General features: G+C 61.5%; 23 protein-coding genes and 1 pseudogene. 4 read left to right on the forward strand and 20 right to left on the reverse strand.

Annotated elements, in window-relative coordinates; translation table 11 throughout:
- Nucleotides 1-313 precede the first annotated feature (313 nt).
- The 3 genes from J2W68_RS16360 to J2W68_RS16370 all read right to left on the reverse strand — a co-directional run bounded on the left by J2W68_RS16360 (nt 314) and on the right by J2W68_RS16370 (nt 1405).
- Nucleotides 314-718 (reverse strand): hypothetical protein, encoded by a 405-nt coding sequence (locus J2W68_RS16360; RefSeq protein WP_310238008.1) that lies wholly within the window; start codon nt 716-718, stop codon nt 314-316.
- 70 nt (nt 719-788) lie between these two features.
- Nucleotides 789-1190 (reverse strand): GFA family protein, encoded by a 402-nt coding sequence (locus J2W68_RS16365; protein ID WP_310238010.1) that lies wholly within the window; start codon nt 1188-1190, stop codon nt 789-791.
- Complete coding sequence (locus J2W68_RS16370) at nt 1187-1405, reverse strand: polyprenyl synthetase (protein WP_310147598.1); 219 nt, start codon at nt 1403-1405, stop codon at nt 1187-1189. Before J2W68_RS16370 ends, J2W68_RS16365 begins: the two co-directional genes overlap by 4 nt.
- A 223-nt stretch (nt 1406-1628) precedes the next feature.
- On the opposite strand from J2W68_RS16370, the gene J2W68_RS16375 reads away from it, so the two are divergent.
- Together J2W68_RS16375 and J2W68_RS16380 are read left to right on the forward strand one after the other, a co-directional pair.
- Nucleotides 1629-2429 (forward strand): CPBP family glutamic-type intramembrane protease, encoded by an 801-nt coding sequence (locus J2W68_RS16375; protein ID WP_310238012.1) that lies wholly within the window; start codon nt 1629-1631, stop codon nt 2427-2429.
- 236 nt (nt 2430-2665) lie between these two features.
- A complete protein-coding gene (locus J2W68_RS16380) occupies nt 2666-3190 on the forward strand; it encodes a TonB family protein (protein WP_310238014.1) in 525 nt (174 codons plus the stop codon).
- 135 nt (nt 3191-3325) lie between these two features.
- Here the strand turns inward: J2W68_RS16380 and J2W68_RS16385 are convergent, their stop codons facing one another.
- The 4 genes from J2W68_RS16385 to J2W68_RS16400 all read right to left on the reverse strand — a co-directional run bounded on the left by J2W68_RS16385 (nt 3326) and on the right by J2W68_RS16400 (nt 5832).
- A complete protein-coding gene (locus J2W68_RS16385; RefSeq protein ID WP_310238016.1) occupies nt 3326-3589 on the reverse strand; it encodes a hypothetical protein in 264 nt (87 codons plus the stop codon).
- A 170-nt stretch (nt 3590-3759) separates the two neighbouring features.
- Nucleotides 3760-4167 (reverse strand): hypothetical protein, encoded by a 408-nt coding sequence (locus J2W68_RS16390; protein WP_310238017.1) that lies wholly within the window; start codon nt 4165-4167, stop codon nt 3760-3762.
- A 281-nt stretch (nt 4168-4448) separates the two neighbouring features.
- Complete coding sequence (locus J2W68_RS16395) at nt 4449-5036, reverse strand: enhanced serine sensitivity protein SseB C-terminal domain-containing protein (RefSeq protein ID WP_310238021.1); 588 nt, start codon at nt 5034-5036, stop codon at nt 4449-4451.
- Between the two features lie 451 nt (nt 5037-5487).
- Entirely contained in the window at nt 5488-5832 is a 345-nt protein-coding gene (locus J2W68_RS16400; RefSeq protein ID WP_310147608.1) for a winged helix-turn-helix transcriptional regulator, read from the reverse strand.
- 91 nt (nt 5833-5923) lie between these two features.
- Here J2W68_RS16400 and J2W68_RS16405 point away from each other — a divergent pair, with 91 nt between their 5' ends.
- Complete coding sequence (locus J2W68_RS16405) at nt 5924-6244, forward strand: nuclear transport factor 2 family protein (RefSeq protein ID WP_310238024.1); 321 nt, start codon at nt 5924-5926, stop codon at nt 6242-6244.
- 197 nt (nt 6245-6441) lie between these two features.
- Here the strand turns inward: J2W68_RS16405 and J2W68_RS16410 are convergent, their stop codons facing one another.
- A complete protein-coding gene (locus J2W68_RS16410; protein ID WP_310238072.1) occupies nt 6442-7275 on the reverse strand; it encodes a S1 family peptidase in 834 nt (277 codons plus the stop codon).
- 399 nt (nt 7276-7674) lie between these two features.
- Here J2W68_RS16410 and J2W68_RS16415 point away from each other — a divergent pair, with 399 nt between their 5' ends.
- Nucleotides 7675-8388, forward strand: coding sequence for a hypothetical protein (locus J2W68_RS16415; RefSeq protein ID WP_310238027.1), 714 nt, complete (start codon nt 7675-7677; stop codon nt 8386-8388).
- Nucleotides 8389-8512: 124 nt separating this feature from the next.
- Here J2W68_RS16415 and J2W68_RS16420 read toward each other — a convergent pair whose 3' ends face one another.
- The 12 genes and pseudogenes from J2W68_RS16420 to J2W68_RS16475 form a co-directional block, all read right to left on the reverse strand.
- Nucleotides 8513-8800, reverse strand: coding sequence for a hypothetical protein (locus J2W68_RS16420; protein ID WP_310238029.1), 288 nt, complete (start codon nt 8798-8800; stop codon nt 8513-8515).
- 127 nt (nt 8801-8927) lie between these two features.
- Complete coding sequence (locus J2W68_RS16425) at nt 8928-9221, reverse strand: hypothetical protein (RefSeq protein ID WP_310238033.1); 294 nt, start codon at nt 9219-9221, stop codon at nt 8928-8930.
- 145 nt (nt 9222-9366) lie between these two features.
- Entirely contained in the window at nt 9367-9561 is a 195-nt protein-coding gene (locus J2W68_RS16430) for a hypothetical protein (protein ID WP_310238036.1), read from the reverse strand.
- A 200-nt stretch (nt 9562-9761) separates the two neighbouring features.
- Entirely contained in the window at nt 9762-10049 is a 288-nt protein-coding gene (locus J2W68_RS16435; protein WP_310238039.1) for a hypothetical protein, read from the reverse strand.
- 164 nt (nt 10050-10213) lie between these two features.
- On the reverse strand, nt 10214-10867 hold the full coding sequence (locus tag J2W68_RS16440) for an XAC0095 family protein (protein ID WP_310238042.1): 654 nt from the start codon (nt 10865-10867) through the stop codon (nt 10214-10216).
- A 414-nt stretch (nt 10868-11281) separates the two neighbouring features.
- On the reverse strand, nt 11282-11860 hold the full coding sequence (locus J2W68_RS16445) for an NUDIX hydrolase (RefSeq protein ID WP_310238045.1): 579 nt from the start codon (nt 11858-11860) through the stop codon (nt 11282-11284).
- A gap of 55 nt (nt 11861-11915) precedes the next feature.
- Nucleotides 11916-12329 carry a hypothetical protein gene (locus tag J2W68_RS16450; protein WP_310238048.1) on the reverse strand — a complete coding sequence of 138 codons (414 nt, stop codon included), beginning with the start codon at nt 12327-12329 and terminating at the stop codon, nt 11916-11918.
- A 383-nt stretch (nt 12330-12712) separates the two neighbouring features.
- Nucleotides 12713-13492, reverse strand: a complete 780-nt coding sequence (locus J2W68_RS16455) for a S1 family peptidase (RefSeq protein WP_310238053.1) — start codon at nt 13490-13492, stop codon at nt 12713-12715.
- A gap of 31 nt (nt 13493-13523) precedes the next feature.
- Nucleotides 13524-14108, reverse strand: a complete 585-nt coding sequence (locus J2W68_RS16460; protein ID WP_310238056.1) for a hypothetical protein — start codon at nt 14106-14108, stop codon at nt 13524-13526.
- A 480-nt stretch (nt 14109-14588) separates the two neighbouring features.
- Entirely contained in the window at nt 14589-15134 is a 546-nt protein-coding gene (locus J2W68_RS16465; RefSeq protein ID WP_310238058.1) for a hypothetical protein, read from the reverse strand.
- Nucleotides 15135-15654: 520 nt separating this feature from the next.
- Nucleotides 15655-15894, reverse strand: a pseudogene (locus tag J2W68_RS16470) (transposase); the annotation flags it as partial.
- 265 nt (nt 15895-16159) lie between these two features.
- Nucleotides 16160-17026 carry a hypothetical protein gene (locus J2W68_RS16475; RefSeq protein ID WP_310238061.1) on the reverse strand — a complete coding sequence of 289 codons (867 nt, stop codon included), beginning with the start codon at nt 17024-17026 and terminating at the stop codon, nt 16160-16162.
- Between the last annotated feature and the right edge of the window lie 162 nt (nt 17027-17188).

Consider the following 17188-nt stretch of genomic DNA (forward strand, 5'->3'; position numbering starts at 1 on the left):
GGCGCGGCTCGTGGCGGAACGCGGCGAGCGTACGCCCGATACGCAACCGGTGGGTGAAGACCGGCGCGCCGCACCGCGGCCGTGGACTATTTCAGGTGGATCTGCGCGGCGTCGGTCGTGATCCGCGTACAGCTTCTGCGACCGCTGTCGGCGATCGTGGTTTTGAGGTGGGTGGGCGCATCAGCGACGAATGCTGCAGCAGAACCGGTGGGAACAGGCACAGCCTGCTTGTCGAATCGAAAGCGCCGCACGGGCAGCACACCGCCCGTGCGGTCAGGCAGGCCGCGATGTCATTGCGATCCGCGCCCTGCGGTCAAGGCTGGTAACAGGCGCCCGACGGATCGACTTCGATCTGGATCAGTTCGCTGCCGCCGCCGCCCCAGACGTTGCCGCCGGTGAAGATCAGACAGCCTTCGTCGCGGAACAGCGCCTGCAGGCGCGTCGCATCGTTGCCGAAGTAGAACGGAATCCAGCGCTTGCCCGACTCGTAGGTGTGGAAGCGATCCGGCGCGCGGTCCAGCAGTTCCTGCACGTCCTGCATGCTCATGCCGATCTCGAGCTGCGCGAACTTGCTGCCCTCGTCCGGTGTGCCGACGATCTCACCAGTGAACGTGCCGTCCTTCGACTGGACCTCGCGCGTCTGCCCTTCATTCGCGGCGACCGCTCCCGAAGCCGCCACGGCCAGCGCCAGCACGGCGCCGATTCCCCAATTGCGCATTGCAATCCCCTTGCGTGCTGCGTCGCCGGAATGGCGACGGCGCGGGAATGCTAGCAGGCGTGCCCGCGCGTCACGCTTCCACCAGGCTTTGTGCAGCGCCGTTGCTGCGGCCGATCTCACCGATCGCGGTGATGTCGACACCCTCGATGCACGCGAGGTTGAATCCATACTCGTCCGGCGCGCTGCGGCGCTGGTGGTGGGTATAGATGCCGCAGACGCTGCAGAACCAGTGCTTGGCGATCTTCGTGTTCCATTGATACAGCGTCAGCACGTCCGCGCCGCGCGTCACACGCAGACGCTCGAGCGTCACCCCGGCCATCACCGCGCCCTTGCGGCTGCAGAGCGAGCAGTTGCAGCGGCGGATGTTCTCGAAGCCGTCGATCAAGTCGACTTCGAATTCGACGGCCTTGCAGTGGCAGGTGCCGGTGACGGTGTGCGTCGCGGGGCGGTCGTCTTTCCGGGGATCGCTCACTTCTTCAGCCCCGCCACGACTTCCGATACGTTGAGGCCCAGCTCCAGCTGCAGGCGCACGTACTCCCGTTCCTTGCGCGACAGGCTGCGGCCCATTTCGATACGCACGTCTTCGGCCTGCATGATGCGGATGATCCGCGGCATGGCCGAACCGATGGCATCGGGGCCGTAGCCGGCTTCGCGCAGCGCCGCGATGAGAAGGGCTTCAAGTTCCATGACACATCCGGATCGGTTTCGAGGTGTGCATTGTGCGCCAGGCCGTGCAGGCCGATGCCCACGCACAGCGCTGCGGGCACACGCATGCGTACACGCGCCACAGACCCCGGCGAGGCCGCGTCCGTGACTTGCGGCCTTTGTGCCGGTTGCAGCGAGCGGGCAAGGTCTGAGCCGGTTCCCTACCGGCAGCGCATCGCACATGGCCTCCAGTTCCGATCCGACGGTGAGGTCTGCCCACACGTCCCCCCGCAGCCGCTGGGTCGCGTTGCCGATCATCGCGGTCTTCCTGTGGCTGGATCACTTCCATCTCGATCTGTTCCGCGCCGTAGCCGGCGACTGGACCGGCGCGGCGCGCACAGGGGCGTTGGCGCTGCTGGGCTATCTCCCGCACTGGCTGGTCGCACTGGGCATGGCCGCGGTGCTGACGCGGCCGCGCGACGCGCTCGCGGCGCTCGGCCTCGACGGCCGCCCCATGCGTGCCTTGCTGCTCGGCCTGCTACTGACTGCGCCGATGGTGGCGGTGCTCGCATTCAAGGCACCGCTGACGCTCACGGCCGACACGCCGCATGCGCTCGCGCGCCACGCGCTGTTGCCCGGCTTCGGCGAGGAGCTGCTGTATCGCGGCCTGCTGTTCGGCCTGCTGTTCCGACTGGCGGGCTGGGGATTCCTGCCCGCAGCGCTGATGGCCGCACTGCTGTTCGGCGGCGCGCACCTGACGCAGGGCGGTCAGGCGGTCGAGGCGGCCGGCATCTTCGCCATCACCGCGCTGGGGGCCGTGTGGTTCGCATGGCTGTATGTCGAATGGGATTTCGACCTGTGGGTGCCAGTGGCCTTTCATGTGCTGATCAACGCGTGGTGGGTGGTGTTCCCGGTGGCCGACAACGCGCTCGGGCCGCTGTGGGCGGTCGGTTTGCGGCTGGTGATCATCGCGCTGTCGATCGGCGTGACGCTGGCATTCGCAAAACGGCGCGGCGGTCGGCGGGTGCGTGGACGCGGCTGGATCGGGGTCTGGCGTCACGACTGAGCGCGCAGGGATCGGCGCGTCGCGCGTCGGCGCGCATCCGGGGTGGCGGGCGCCATCCCGTATCCTGAAACGTCATCCACACCGGTGACCGTTGCCGCATGTTTGTTTCTCGTCTTCTCGCCCGTCGCCATCGCTTTCGTGCATGGCTCGTACTCGCGCTCGCCATCAGCGGCGGCGCCCAGGCCGAATCACGCAGCGGCTGCGCACTGGTGGACTGGCGCGTCGAAGACGCGCGCATGCAGATGCTCGAGGCATCGCAGACTGAAACTGGCTGCCGCATCGAAGGCGTTGCGCCCACCGCCGACATCGCAGCTCTGCAACAACGCGCGCTGGCTTTGATAGCCGAGGCGAACTGCGCAGCCCGCGCCACGCCGGGCGAGGTGGACGTTGTCGGAAGCGGCGCAGACGCCGGGCATGGCTTCACGTTGACGCTCGCCGCGCCGCCCGGTGGCGGCGTGTGCCTGCAATCGCCCGGCGCAACACCGCCCTCGCCGCAGACAGGGCTCGACATGATGTCGCGCCATGAGCACCCGGCGGTCCACCCGGGCACGGCGGGACAGAGCGGCGTCGCGATGGTCGTCGTGCTCGTCGATCCGGATGAAAGCCCGGTGGTCAGCCTGATCTCCCGCAGCAGCGGCCATCCGGCCCTGGATACGGCCGCCCTCGAGGCCAGCCAGCGTTGGACGTACACACGCATGGACACGCCGCGCGAGCCAGGCATCGGCCTGGTACTGGTGCCGGTTCCATTCGAAGTGGAGTAGCGACGGCGTCAGCGCGACCGGCTCGGCCCGCGGCCTGTGACGCCAGACAGCGACAAACCCTTCGAGCAACGCGTCTCCAAAATCGCGCGCGGTCGGAGTGCGCCGTGGACGCACGGATCCCGCACCACGCCCGCATCAGGCCGCGTCACGCGATCGCCTGCGCACCAGGCGTACCGCCATCACACAGAGCAACACCGCCGCCACGACAGTGAAGGGAAGTGCGAGGAATGCCCAGATGATCCCGCCTGATGTGACGTTGGTGCCGTCCGGCGTGATGCAGCTGGAGTTGGTCAGCGCATCGAGACAGTCCGCGTACCTGCGATAGCGCGCCTCGTAGGCCCACCAGAAGAACGTCGCGAGCGCCGCAACGGGAACGAACAGGAGGGTCGGCTTCAGCAAGCCTAGGCGTGAGTCTGCTTTGCGCGTCATCGGGTACCTGGATCAAAACATGCGCAATGGAAGGGGGGCTGTCTCAAGAACGTGGATGTCTGCTGGCAGAGCGCAGGTGCGTTGCCATCAACCACGCCGCTGCCAAGCCCGGCAGATGCGTCGACGGCATCCACGTGCGGTCAGGGACTGGAACGGGCGGCGCTGGCCGTTCTGCGGAGAAAGAGAAATCCGCACACCAGCCCCGCGGCAAAGCCGGCCACAGGAAACAGCACGCCAATCCAGCCGAACTTCGCGATACCGCTGGCCGTCAGGCCAACATAGTAGATGGCAGAACACGCCGCGCCGACGAGTCCCGCCAGCAGGTACGACCGGGATCCACGCGGTCGCGGACACATCATCGCGACAATGGCGCCGGTACCTGCCGCGGGCACAGCTCCCATGACATAGGCAGCTGGCAGCAACTGCATCAGATCAACGAGCGACCACGCGTTCGCGTGCGCCATCGCAGGCAAGGTGATGGCCAGAAGCCCGATGACTGGACCGAGTACACCGAACAGGGCCGCGGCCTTGACCATCCTGGTGTTCATTGCGGGGCGCTGGTGGCGGGCTGCGGGCTGCCGGAATGAAGCGACGTGCCAGGCACGGCCACTTGCACGGAAGAACGCGCGCGCTTCGGTACGTCGCTCGAGTACGCATCAGCACACATTCTTGCCACCGCGTGTCTCGATGCGCTGTGCGATGAACTGCTGCATGTCCTGCGACATGCATGCAAGCGGCAGGGTGATGAACTGCGCTCTGGAGAACAGGACGCGCCAAACGCCGGGGAGCGCCGCAGCGCCAACAGCTTGCGATCCGTGTGAACCGCCTGTCATGCCCCGGCCGATGACAGCATGGCGCGAAGCGTCGCGCCCCAGCTGCGCTTGTAGAACGGCTTGACCAGGCTTGTGAAGTGATCGCTGAGTCCTCCCTCGCCACGCTGGACCCTGACGAAATCAACGGGTTCTCCACGCGGCGCGGTATCGGCTGCAACCGATCCCGCCTGGCGCATGACGGCGTCCATGTCGCCGTCACCCTCAAGGCCAACGATCCATGTCGGCGCCTGCGCTGACTCGGTTTCATGCATCACGCAGAGATAGGCCGCCGTGGCGCCTCGCGTGATGTCAAGAAAGCTCCGTGCCGACATGGAGACAAAGCGGGTTTCCGCCTGCAACACGCGCTGCAACGCATCGAGGCTGGAGAAGAACGGAATGAAGGGGGTGCCGTCTTCCTTCTCCAGATTGACGATGGATACCTGAGCGCCGGCCGGAATCGTCGCCAGCCCGTCCCCGGGCGTGTCGGTATGGCCAATCACGTAGACATCGGACTCCAATAACGCCTTGTAGAACTCAGGCCGCTCAGCCGGCTCGTCGGCTGCGCGAGCCAATGCGATTTCCAAAGGGTTCAACGGGTTTTGCATGCAGCCTCCATCGGGCATATGACCTGGATCAATCCGACCCACGACGCGGGTGTGGCTTCCTTCAAGAACGTGGCCAACGGCCGATCACGTCGCGTTCGTACCAGGCAGAATCGCGCGAACACGTTCGTACGCAGTTTAAACCGCAGGTTCCGGCTTTTAAGGAAGGTCTGAACAATTCCGCTTTGGCCGTCATTCCCGCGAAGGCGGGAATCCAGCGTCTTTGGTTTTCAAAGGCTTGAAGTCACTGGATCCCCGCTTTCGCGGGGATGACGGCAGTTATTCAGACCTTCCTTAACGCGCGCTGCGCGCTGCAGTACGCGGAATTCGTCGCTTGATATGACGAGGTCATTGGATCTCGGACGGAACCCACTCATCGTGACGCCTAGAATCCAGCATCGCAGTGTCGTCGCAGCGATGCGCATCGGCAGACAGACGCGCAATCCAGGTGTCATCAATCCGCAACCGCTGCATCCACGTCCCGCGCTGCATCCCACCGCAACAAGGCATCGAGCGCCGGGCACAGCGCTTGGCCCCAGTCGGTGAGCCGGTATTCCACTTTCGGCGGCACTTCCGGATAGACCTGCCGCGCGACGATGCCGTCGTGTTCGAGCTGGCGCAGCTGCTGGGCCAGCATCTTGGGCGAGATGCCGGGCATCAGCCGTTCGAGGTCGGAGTAGCGCTGCACCTGGCCGCCGAAAAGGTGAAACAGGATCAGCAGCTTCCAGCGCCCGCCAAGGCGCTTGAACACCGTTTCGACATCGGCCGCCGCGGTCGCGGGCGTGTAGGCCTTACCCATGGGGAAGTGACTTCCTTTTGCGTGCGTTCTTGCGCGCGCGCGGCGCGGCACCGACATTCCGGAGATCTCCATTCCATCGAGGCAGAGACCCATGCAACTCCCCGACACCATCGCGTCTTTCTTCGCCATCGGCAACGGCGCCGACCCCACCGGCCTGCGCGACTGCTTCACCGCCGATGCCGTCGTGCACGACGAGCGCCAGACCCATACCGGCATCGCCGCCATCGAAGCCTGGCTCGCTGCCGCACGCGCGGCGTCCGCATGGCAGGCCGAACCGTTCGAGATCGCTGGCGATGCCGGACATCCCGTCGTGCAGGTGCATCTCACCGGCAGCTTCCCGGGCAGCCCGGTGACGCTGGCGTATCGCTTCGCGATGGTCGATGGCCGCATCGCCGAGCTTGAGATCCGCTGACGGCGTTGGATCTCGGCCTCGCCTGCAAGCGCGTGCGCATCATCGGTGGCGGGCGGCCACCGATGACGGCATGACGTGGGTGGGGATCAGATGACGCTTCCACTGCCAAGGCGCATAGGCGAGCCGCATCGCGCGGCGTCATAAGCCGACTGGCCGCAGTGCGCGAACAGAACCGCGCGACGGTTTCGGCGTGATTCTCAAGGACGCGGCGCTTGCGGCGCCTGCTCTGCGATCACGCTGTCGATCCAGTCGGCGTAATGGCTCAAACGCACGTTGCACGCGGTTTGCCCGTAGCGTCCCGGTCGGGCTGTCCGGACATCCCCGGACACGATTTTCCACGCGCCCAGTCCGGCCACCACCCACCGGCCATCGACTTCGATGAGCAGCGGCCCGCCGCTGTCCCCGTTGCCGAGTGTGCCCTCGAGCGGGAGTGCTTCGGGCGGCGCATCGAACACGTAGCAGAACCAGCGGTCGTAGGCGCTGGAGACCGTGTTGAACGCGCGCCGGAGTTCGGTGCGGTTGGGGCCGTGGGGGTTATGCCCGGTATCGCCTGTGGCCGTTGCGCCCTTTCCGATGAGCTTGAGCATCCTGCCCGCTTCGTCGCTGCCGGCGTAGCGCTCTACTGGCACGACATCGCTGACGGGTTGAGCCAGCTTGACCAGTGCGATGTCGTCAGACGCGGCCAGAAACACCACGATCAGCATCGCCTCACCGCTGGCCATCGCCTGATCGATCAGCGGTTGCGGCAGCGTCCTGTAGCCCGGATGCGTGACGACGCGCTCGACCAGCCTGGATTGTTCGTTGATCACGATCTGCTCGAGCTCCGAATGCATCGGAAGCGTGTGAGCAGCCGTGACCACCCATTGCGGCGCAATCAGGACACCGTGTCCCTCACCGGGCATATCCGCGAGTGCAGGGAACTCGGAGGCCGGAATCCGATAGCGCGCATCCTCCACGTCGTGCCGGATGACGACAGCGCTTGCAACGCAGGACACTGCGAGGAGGCCTGTGAACCACCATGTTCGGCGCATGCGTGAGGTCTCAAAGAGCGAAACAGTCGTGGATCGGATCGACGGATCGTAAGCGACCCAGAGTGGCAAATGACCCCATGCCGACCCTGACATCCGGAATGTGCCGTCGCTTCCGCGCCGCAGATGCGTTTCTGCTGTCACCGCAACGGAGGCGATGCGGTCGAGGGTTACGACCGGCGCGTGTCTGCAGTCGAATCCACCGGTCTCGGCTTCAGGTACGCTGCGCGCCCCTGTACGGCCATCGGTGCCGTGCGACCGGTGCCGGAAGAAGTTGAGATGTCAGGAATGCGATCCGTCGCGGCACATCCGTGCCAACCCCGCCTGTGGCGTCTTCCCGCTTCGGGGATGCTACTGGCGGTGCTGTCTGGCTGCAGTTCCGTTCTCGAATTTCCGCAGAACGTGCCCAGGCTCAACGACGGCTTCGGCAGTCCGCAGCTCGATCACCAGGCGCGCACAGTGGACGCGGACACCTACAGGGCAATGCCGCGCTTTGGCGACATCGTGCTGACCCTGCCGCCGGGCGCGACGATGGGCGCCCAGCGTTATGGCGGTCCTCCGGTGTCGCTGTCCTACGACAAGAATCGCGCCGCCGGCCTCATGGGGACCCGGTGGCGCAAGCTCGGGGTCCGCGGTGTGGCGCCGGATGCAGACGGCGTGCTGCGTTTGCCCGTCCCGCATATCGCCGGTTACCACCCTACCTCGCTGCTGGTCTTTGTGCGGACACCCGAAGCCGATGGCGCGCGCGACATGCGCATCAATCTCCCGCTGACCGAAACCGCGGTCATCGACCCCCGCGATGCCGATCGCCATGCTGCGTTCTGGATGGACCATCGCGGGCAGTGCCTGCGCCGCGGCCGCGTCCAGCCCATCGAATACGCGGACGACACGCAGGCCACGATCGGTGGCGAGCGCCATCCGTTCCAGTTCGACACCGAACTCGACGGCCTGTGCGTCTTCGAGCTGCCGCCACAGACCGCGATCCTCGCGACCGACACCCCGGGCGAAGCATTGCGCTCGCCGGTGCGCGTGCACATCCCCAAGGTCTACCGGCAACCAGGCTTCAGCGCCTACTGGCAACCGCCCGCATCCGCGCCCGCAGTCGACGACAAGTAAACCTGGCACCGCTATTACCCGTACCTTTATTGCCTCAACCGCGACACTTCCACCAGAATTCGGGAAACTTGGCACCATTTACCCCACGACGGTGGCAACGAGAATAGCGGAGCCACATGTGCAATCAGTTGAGCGCCCTGCATGCCGAAACGGCATCGTTCAAAGCCGGGTCGTCCACGATACAGATCACGAACTTCGCGGACTTTTCGAGCGTGAATGTGAATCTGTTCCGGCTGTCCGAATTGTAGTTGGCACGCACAATAGCGCTCGAGGTAATGCGCCAACCATCGTTGAGCAGCGCTTCCATCGAATTTTCCAACGGCGTCCATCTTGTTGAAACAGCGTTCGACGCGAAAGCGCCGAACGATGCCAAGGACGTAGCAAGGCCCACTGCAGCGATTAGCTTATTCATTGCTTCAGTTCTCCTTAATTAGATAGAACTGGCACCGTTTTCATCGTCTTCATCAGTTGCTCGTCGTTGCCATCATCTGCACGGCGTGCGCGACCCATCGCACCAGGACGACGTGCGGTTGATCACGTCAGCGGTGCGATCCGACGAGTCGCTTCCATGTCGCTTGCAGATCTTTACCCACACGCTGATGCCATCGCACGGGCTGGCGAGCACTTCGTCTGACGTGCGTCGTGATCTCGTCGAGAAGTTCCATCGCCAGCGCCATGTCGTGCTCTTCGACACTCACCTGATAGAGCATCACTTCCTGGCCTCGCACCTGGAATGGCGTTCCGCATGCGTCGTGGTGGACGTGCATCTCGAACAACACCCCGACGAGATTCGTATGCAGTAGTGGATCGGTTCCGGAATACAGGATCTTCATCGACACGACTTCTCACCCGGGTTCAAGAACGGCTAGTCTGCGCGCGCACATACAGGACGCCTCCCCGAAGGCGCCGCGCCGCGCGCACCAATCATTGCGTGCGCCGATCACACCACGCGCTACCGACGCGCGTGGACGCGGCGAATCACGATGCCGGATCGATATGGAACACGCGCAGCTCCTGATCGCAGCAGCAGGCGCTTGCGAGCCACGCGGCCCAGTTGACCGTTGCGTCGCAGGACGGCAACTCGAACACGGCGAAGCCATCATCAAGTGCAGGCCCGGTGTGATAACCACTTCCAACAACGGTGCCATTTGCCGACACGCGTACCACCGGCACGCTTGCATCGATGGCATGCGAATCGCGACTGGCGAGTGCCGGTTCGACGTCGGCACTACCATCGCGGCGGCAGAGAAGGAGATCAGGTACTTGGCCATCAGGATCAACCTTTCAGAAGACCGGCGAAACTGCGGGACGTGAGCCTGACACCGTTATCTCCCCGGGTCGCGAGCATTCGTACACCTGCTTCAGGCCCCACGTCAGACGAGTAGTGTGCCTATGACAAAGACAGCGGGAATCGACAGTAAGCCATAGACCACCAAAGTCGCACGATAGGTCGACGTGTTCGGGACAAGTCGCTTACCCCACGCCCGCATCGCCAACGCAACCAACAGTAGCGCCGGCAGAAAGAGCAGTGCCGACAGGTACCCCGAGCTCCCCTCGAAGGTCGATGCGCCCGCCACATAAGGGATGACACCTGCAATGGCCCCTGCCGCTGTCAATGCAGCCAACACTGAAAAACATCGATATGCGGCACTTGATTTCATGGGATCCCTGGACATGCGTAGCGCCGTCGCAGTCGATGTCTTGCGCGACGCTTCCACCACAACGAAGTGAATCGGGCACCGGTATCTTCCGGTGCGACAACAGCAGAAGCAGGCGCGAACACCTGCTTCTGCCTTTCGACGTCTAGAACTGCGCCTTCTGTGATCTAGTGGAATCGAGCGTGCTTCGAGGCGCAGACGCGCTGCAGGTGTAGTCGCGCAGGCGCTACGCCGTACACAGCCGGCGCCTCGCGAACGCGGTTCCGAGCCGAGCTCTGATCAAGCGTCTGATCTTCAACTTTCAGAAGGATCTCCCGCACCTCGGCCGCGTGGTCGAAGATCGCGTGGCCCACGACCGGCATCGTTTGCGTCGCGTAGTCCGCCATCTCGCCGGCCGACACCACATCACCATGCGCTGAAATCAGCTCGAGCAGGCGGTTGAGCGCATCGATCTGGTCCAGCGTCACACCGAAGCGCAGTGTCGGCCTGTCGGCGTCGGCGTCGGCTGCGTGCACGCCGATAGCGTCGTCAGCCTCTGTGCCGTCTTCTTCCGCATCGTCATCGTCGCCTTCGGTGTCCTCGGCCGCGGATCGCGCCTTGCGTGCCTTCCGCATCGCCGGGAACGTCACCTCGTCCAGAACCAGTTCCACCTGTTCGCCCAGCAACTCCAGGCAGACCGCCACCTCGCCTGCCCGGATGTCCGGGATGTATTCGTCGTCCTCGTTCGCCGTACGCGGCTGCGCCACACGCGACAGGAAATCCATGTGCTCGCGCAGCTTCTTCAGCCGGAACTGGCTGTCCTCGGGCAGGAAGTAGCCCACCGTATCTTCGTCATCCATCTCGAACTTCGACATCGTCGCCTCTCCTCATTCCATGAAGTGCCCGGCCACCGGAACGGTGGACGGGAAGTCGGGAGGCTAGAAACCGCGTACAGACGGCGGGCGTATTTCCCCGAAGGGTGTTGTATTAGCCGCCCTCCCGACGCAGGCATCGCGTCGGTTGCACCCGCGAGAAAGACGGGCACAAAAAACCCACCGGTTTTTCGGAGGTGGGTACCGCTGTACGAGGAGTTTCTAGGCTCCTTGCGGCCGAGTCTGCTACGGCTCCACCTCCCGGGTCAAGTCAGAGAGCTAGCGTGGTGCGAGTAGGAAATTAGGAAGCAGCCGCACTTGACGAACCTTGCTCAGCCGCCTTCCAGAGTCGAGGTGATCCCGGAATTCGGCAGCAAATCGCACTCAATAAATCGCACTCCGGCCCCTGTTTTCTTCTGCTGTCTTCTTCTGGTTAGCCCGCAGCTTTGCGATGAAGCGCCTCATATGCGGGTCGCTCTTCTCGAACGGAACATCATCGAACCGGAACCACCTGGCATCTCTAAACTCTTGCTCATCGAAGCGAAGCGGCTCTGTGCGATCAGCTTGAACAACGTACCAAAGCGAAACATCGGTGTGGCCGGCGGCCAGCCCGACAGTAAGCGTGCAAGTGACCATTAGCGGCGGTGCGAGCGCACGAGTCGGAGCCAGCCCCAGCTCCTCCCTCAACTCACGGCGTACTGTCTCTCTTGGATGCTCACCGGGCTCCACGTGACCCCCGGTCGGTAACCATAGCCGGGCATTCCGATGATCCACGAGCAGAACATGCTCCTCATCGACAACTGCGAAGTACGACACCAGGTGCTTCGGTGGCGTGGCCGGCTTGGCGACCCGACAGAATTCCACCCCTGACTCAACCCAGGCGATTGCATCGGCAAGATGCTCGCCCTCAAGGTCGTCAAGCGGACTTATGGTGCGAAGTTCGGCGAGCACGATCTCTTGCATCGGCGGGCTAACGCTCGAAGCAGGCCCGCGAAGCGGGGACGGCTTGAATGAATCATTAGGGGGCGGGCTTGCCATGGTTCCAGAGAGGAGTGAATGCATGGCGATAGACCCAGAGGAGGAAAAGCACGAATAGCAAGTGCCCGGCACCCCAGACGATCTGCCCGGTTAGAAATAGATGAAACATGAAAATGACGATGATGGACGGCAGCAGGATTGCGACACCTAGCGGAGCCGTACGGTTAAAGAGCAAAGCGAGACCCGCCACGATGAATGAGGCGCCCAACAACGGATCTGTAAAAGGTGCGGCGAACAGAGGACCATTGAATGCTTGTGCAGCTGGCTGTGCAAATTCTGGCTTAGGGCTACCTCGAATAGAGCCAACGACGCGAACTGCCCCGTCAAAGATGAAGAAGAGTCCATATATGCACCTTGAAACTGCCAGGGCTACACTTCCAAGCTTGCTTTTCATTGAACAACTCTCCCGATAAATATCCCCCGCCGCTTAACGCTTGAACTAGGCTGGCCCGCGAATCGGTTTCGGCTTGAATGAATTTTCAGGCCGCGATGCCATGCTGGTAAACAACGATGCCCAGTGCGAGGACTACTGCCCAGAACACTAAACCGACCAGGCCGCACGAGGTGTCGCTCGGGTCAGATTATGGGCGGAACAGCTTGATGAGTGCATAGCCGACGCCTTTGATCAGCAACTCAAAAAAAACTCAAACAGAATGCGCCCGACGACCCGTAGCGGGCCTCCCAGAACCTCGCCTGCAATATCCCCAAGTGGCATTGATCGATCTCTCGCGGCCTGACGTTGAGTTAAGCCGCGCCGAAGGCGTCGGCTTGGACGAATTACGACCCGGTCCCGCCCATAGTTGCTCTAATCCAAGGTAGGTAGTACGACACCCGGACCTGATGGCTCTGCTGCCCGTAGAACCCCGGAGGCGAGGTGCTGAGTCTGCCCCGTGCCAACCCCACCAGCTCCCAGCGCCCGCTGTTATCCAAGAGCACCGGGCCACCGCTGTCGCCGTTTCCTAACATGCCCTCAAGGGGGCGAGCGCCGGGGCCCGAGTCGAACGTATAGATGAGCGCTCGCTCTTCGACCGCAGATATGACGTTTTCCGCCCTGCGCAGCTGAGTGCGGTTGGAACCCGCGATCTGTCCAGATTTGCCGTTGCCTGTGGCGCCTTTACCGAACAGCACAACTGTCGTTCCGATTTCCGCCTGCTCCCCATACAGATCCACCGGGCTGACGCCACTGACCGGCTCCGCCAACTTGATGAGAGCGATGTCATCCAGACCCGCAAGAAAGTCGATAGCGCCCTCGGGGTCACGTTCGGCTAGGCCCTCTGGAAGTTGCTTGTAGCCCGGGTGGACGAAGACCTGCTCAACCTTGAGGCAGCTACCGTTGAGCATGACCTCGGTGATTGGATGCCATTGCGTCGAATGGGCTGCGGTCAGCACCCATTGCGGTGCAATCAGCACCCCATGGCCCTCATGCGGAAGGTCTACGAGAGCGGGCAGCTCGGTCTCGGCCACCAGATATGCCGAGTCGGACACGTCGTGCCGCACAACAACCGCGCTCGCCATCGCGGAGGCGAGCAGCAAAGAAACCAGGACGAGACGCTTCATTATGTCTCCAGAGTAAGGCCCAACGCTTGAATTAAGCCGCGCCGCGAAGCGGCATCGGCTTGAATGAACTGTTAAGCCGCAGTCCTAACACCTGCGTCTCTTGATTTGAAAAGGCACACGCCTCGGCTACCCAGTGGTAGCTTTCGTCGTCAAACTGCCGCCTTGGTGCCGCACGGGCCTTCCATGCGCGTTCCAATAGGGCCCTGACTAAGGCAGCATCGTTGATGAGGAGCAAGTCTTGCTCTTCCGGCAACAAGAGGGTCCCAACGGGTTCACCATGCAAAGAACGGTCGCTTTGCGGATACGACTTTGCGCGCAACAACAAGGCCAACTGATTGAAGTTGAAAGTTCCCGGAGTAACGCGGATCAGTTTTGGCATCGCGCCATAAGAAATCGAGGCATTCCCGTCTTTCTGAACGACAAGGCGGCAGCCGCCATGAGGCATGTCAACAATGAGACCCGGCACTGAGCTTTCGTGCGCCGCTGCACCATTGCCAACCACAAGAAACGCGAGAGCAAATCCTGCGCTGATCACTCGGTTTAAAGTAGCCTGCATAGTTGCACCTGAGGTCTGACACTGCCGATGCAACGTCGGCTGCAACGACTCGTTGGGCACCAGCTGGTCCTCCTGCGAGCAACGACTAAGCTCACATGAACCAACTAAAGTCTGTGTGGCTCACATAGCTACCCATGTGCAGCGAAGCTCGTTGCCCGCGCACGATCAGATAGAACGCAGGCACTCGCAGATCACGGCCATCGTATCGAAGGACCATGTTTTTTCGGAACCTGAAAGCTTCTACCCTCAACCCGGCATTGACTTGCACCCACCCCTTCGAGCCAGGCGTTTGGGCGCGAACTATCGTCACACATGTTTCAGGCTGCCGGGGAGGTGGATGCTCACATGTCCCGATGCCGATATCGATGGAGTAGCCGTTTTCGTCTCCGAAGTAGATCGAATGAGACGCTCGTGCGTTACCCCAGATCAGAGCCAGTAAAATCGCGATGATCCCGAAAACGCGAGTCACGACTAATCTCTCCCTGTGAGCCTACGCCGAACTAAGCCGTGCCGCGAAGCGGCATCGGCTTGAATGAATTATTAGGCATGTTCCACGATTAAGTTCTTCGCGCCTCTCGCCAAGGTTTCAATGTCCATGGATGCGGAGACTGCTGACCCAATCAGGCCCTCACTTTGAGAGTGGGGCAGGTCGCAGCTCTTGTTGATAAGTGCACCTCGAAGATTACCCCAATATATATTCATCTTTGAGTTAATTGATTCAAGATCGCCTTGAATGTCTTGTGCATAGATATGAGCGAAGAATCGAGCTTCATCCATGCTTTTTGATTGTGAGAAATACCATTCGTCGAATTTCAGCAAGTCCATCTTTGCATCTAGTATTGAAACCGCCTTGGATGTTGAGAACTCTCTCGACGCGGAAATTATTGCGATAAATACAATTTTCAGAGCATCGCGTTTTACTTCTTCGTCCCGAGTGATTTTAGTATTCTCCAGCTTGGACTTCTCTATGAGCAAAAGCGTTTGATTGGTCTTGCTCTGACTTCTATTGGAAAAAAAAGAGGTCACGCCAGCGCCTAATACAGCTGATAGTCCCGCTATAAGAGCAACAATAAAGGGGTCTGTCATAAATGCCTAACGCCTTATGTCTTCCAGTTTCCCTACTGTAGGTGCCGAGAGCCCGGCGTGTGCGCCCGATAACGCCTCGGTGTAGCAGCACCGTCACTCAGCAGGGGCCACACGCCGGATCTCGCACCCTGCGCCCGGACAGTTGCACGAGGCTTCCCTCGAACTGATAAGCGTGGGCCCGGGCGCGATGCTCTCGACAGGTCAACTCTATCGGAGGATTGCGATGACGGCAGTGGAAATCGATGTGGGCAAGGCGGCACTGGATGTCGTCATCGACGGCGCATCCGGCGTGACGCGATTCGCCAACAGCGCAGCCGGTATCCGCAAGCTCGTGCGTCGATTGCAAGGCATCGGCGATGCACGTGTCGTGGTCGAGCCACGGGCGGCTACAGGGACCCGTTGCTTGAAGCCTGCAGCGATGCCGGTGTGTGGGTGTCGCGGATCAATCCGCGAGGCGCGGGACTTCGCGCGCGAGACCGAATAAATAGAATAAATAGCACTCTGCCCCCTGTTCTGTCCGCTTGATCACCTCGTTCTCGAGGACTTGCTCGGCCAGCAGCTTCTTCAGACGCGCGTTCTCGATCTCGAGTTCCTTGAGCCGCTTGGCCTCGGAGACATTCATCCCGCCGAACTTGCTGCGCCACAGGTAGTACGACGCCTCGCTGAAGCCATGCCGGCGGCACAGCTCCTTGACCGGCAGGCCGGCCTCGGCCTCACGCAGAAAGCCGATGATCTGCTCTTCGCTGAAACGCTTCTTCAAGTCCAATCTCCTTCTCGTTGGGGATTGGACTCCAAAGCAGCCTGCTACTCAATTGCGGGGGGACGTCGGTTTTTTACCCTGGTCCGGATCAGTAACGCCGATCCAACAAGACCGATTACGGAAATGCAGTCTGGCAACGCTTTGATCAACGATCACTCTGGCGAGTGTTACTGCAATCCTCGACAACCGAAGAACAGCAAATGCCTCAACGCTCAGGCGCGGCGCTCATGCACTCGGAGTTGACAGGAAGCTCCTTACGGAATTGTTAGGCCTCTGTCAGACGCTCTAACACTTCTTTCATGGGGAATAGGCGTTCCCACGCGTTATCCGAGGACCGAAAAAGGTGCATGAAGCCATCGATGCCAGCAAGAGTGCATACATGCAGGTGTGAAACATTGTACGAGCCGGAGCCGGCGCTCCAGTACTCCCTGCCCATAAATATCGTTGTCTCCTCCACCACATGAGGCTCCGCCAAAAGCTTCCCGGAGATGTCGTAGTCGGCTACCCACAGAGTTCCATCGGGCACCACGAGAACGGGAAAGAGAGCGGTTAGATGGAATCCGGACTCAGAGGTATCCCTGTACCAACAAGCGTCACTAGCTAGTTCGGCTAAGGACGCAAGCGCTTGCGACCATTTGTCATAGACCTCTGCATCGCCAGAAACGAACTCACCTTTGTCAGAAATTCCAATCTGCACGGTGGACTTTCCCACGAGCCCTTGCTCCGGGTACATCGGGGAGCCCGCTTGATTCTCGATCCTAAGGGTTTCAGATGGCGTCAGGTCGTGCGTATAGAAAGGTCCTCGTTCTCTCTTTAGCGAACAAACGACTTGGTGATAAGCCTCGGACGCCATTCTCGGAATGCGGGAAACCACTATTGGATAGGAACTCTTAAGGCTTTTGCATTCGATAGCAAGGTCGATGCGGTGATCTTCTCGACTCGTGTTCGCGCGAATGTCGTACTGCCTAGGCTTTTTCGTAACAGGATCTTCGTATGTGCCGCCATGGCTTGCCTCGTATCCATGAGATAGCGCAAGCGAGTACACCTGCATCTCAAGGGCGAAATCGTCTTGAGCGCTGAGGTAGCGCGCGATCTCTGTGCTTGTAAGTGGCTGGTTGCGAAGCTTTGCCATAAGAGGCCTAACGCCAGAATTAAGCCGCGCCGCGAAGCGGCGTCGGCTTGAATGAATTGTTAGAACTCGCGGGTTAACAAAGTAAGCGCAACACCCGCGCCGCCCGAAACTAAAGAGGTGAGCTGGCAGACTGGAGGGGATCACTCCGGCAAGAGACGATCC

Origin of the sequence: Luteimonas terrae (assembly GCF_031457535.1) — a bacterium.
Classification (GTDB): domain Bacteria; phylum Pseudomonadota; class Gammaproteobacteria; order Xanthomonadales; family Xanthomonadaceae; genus Luteimonas; species Luteimonas terrae_A.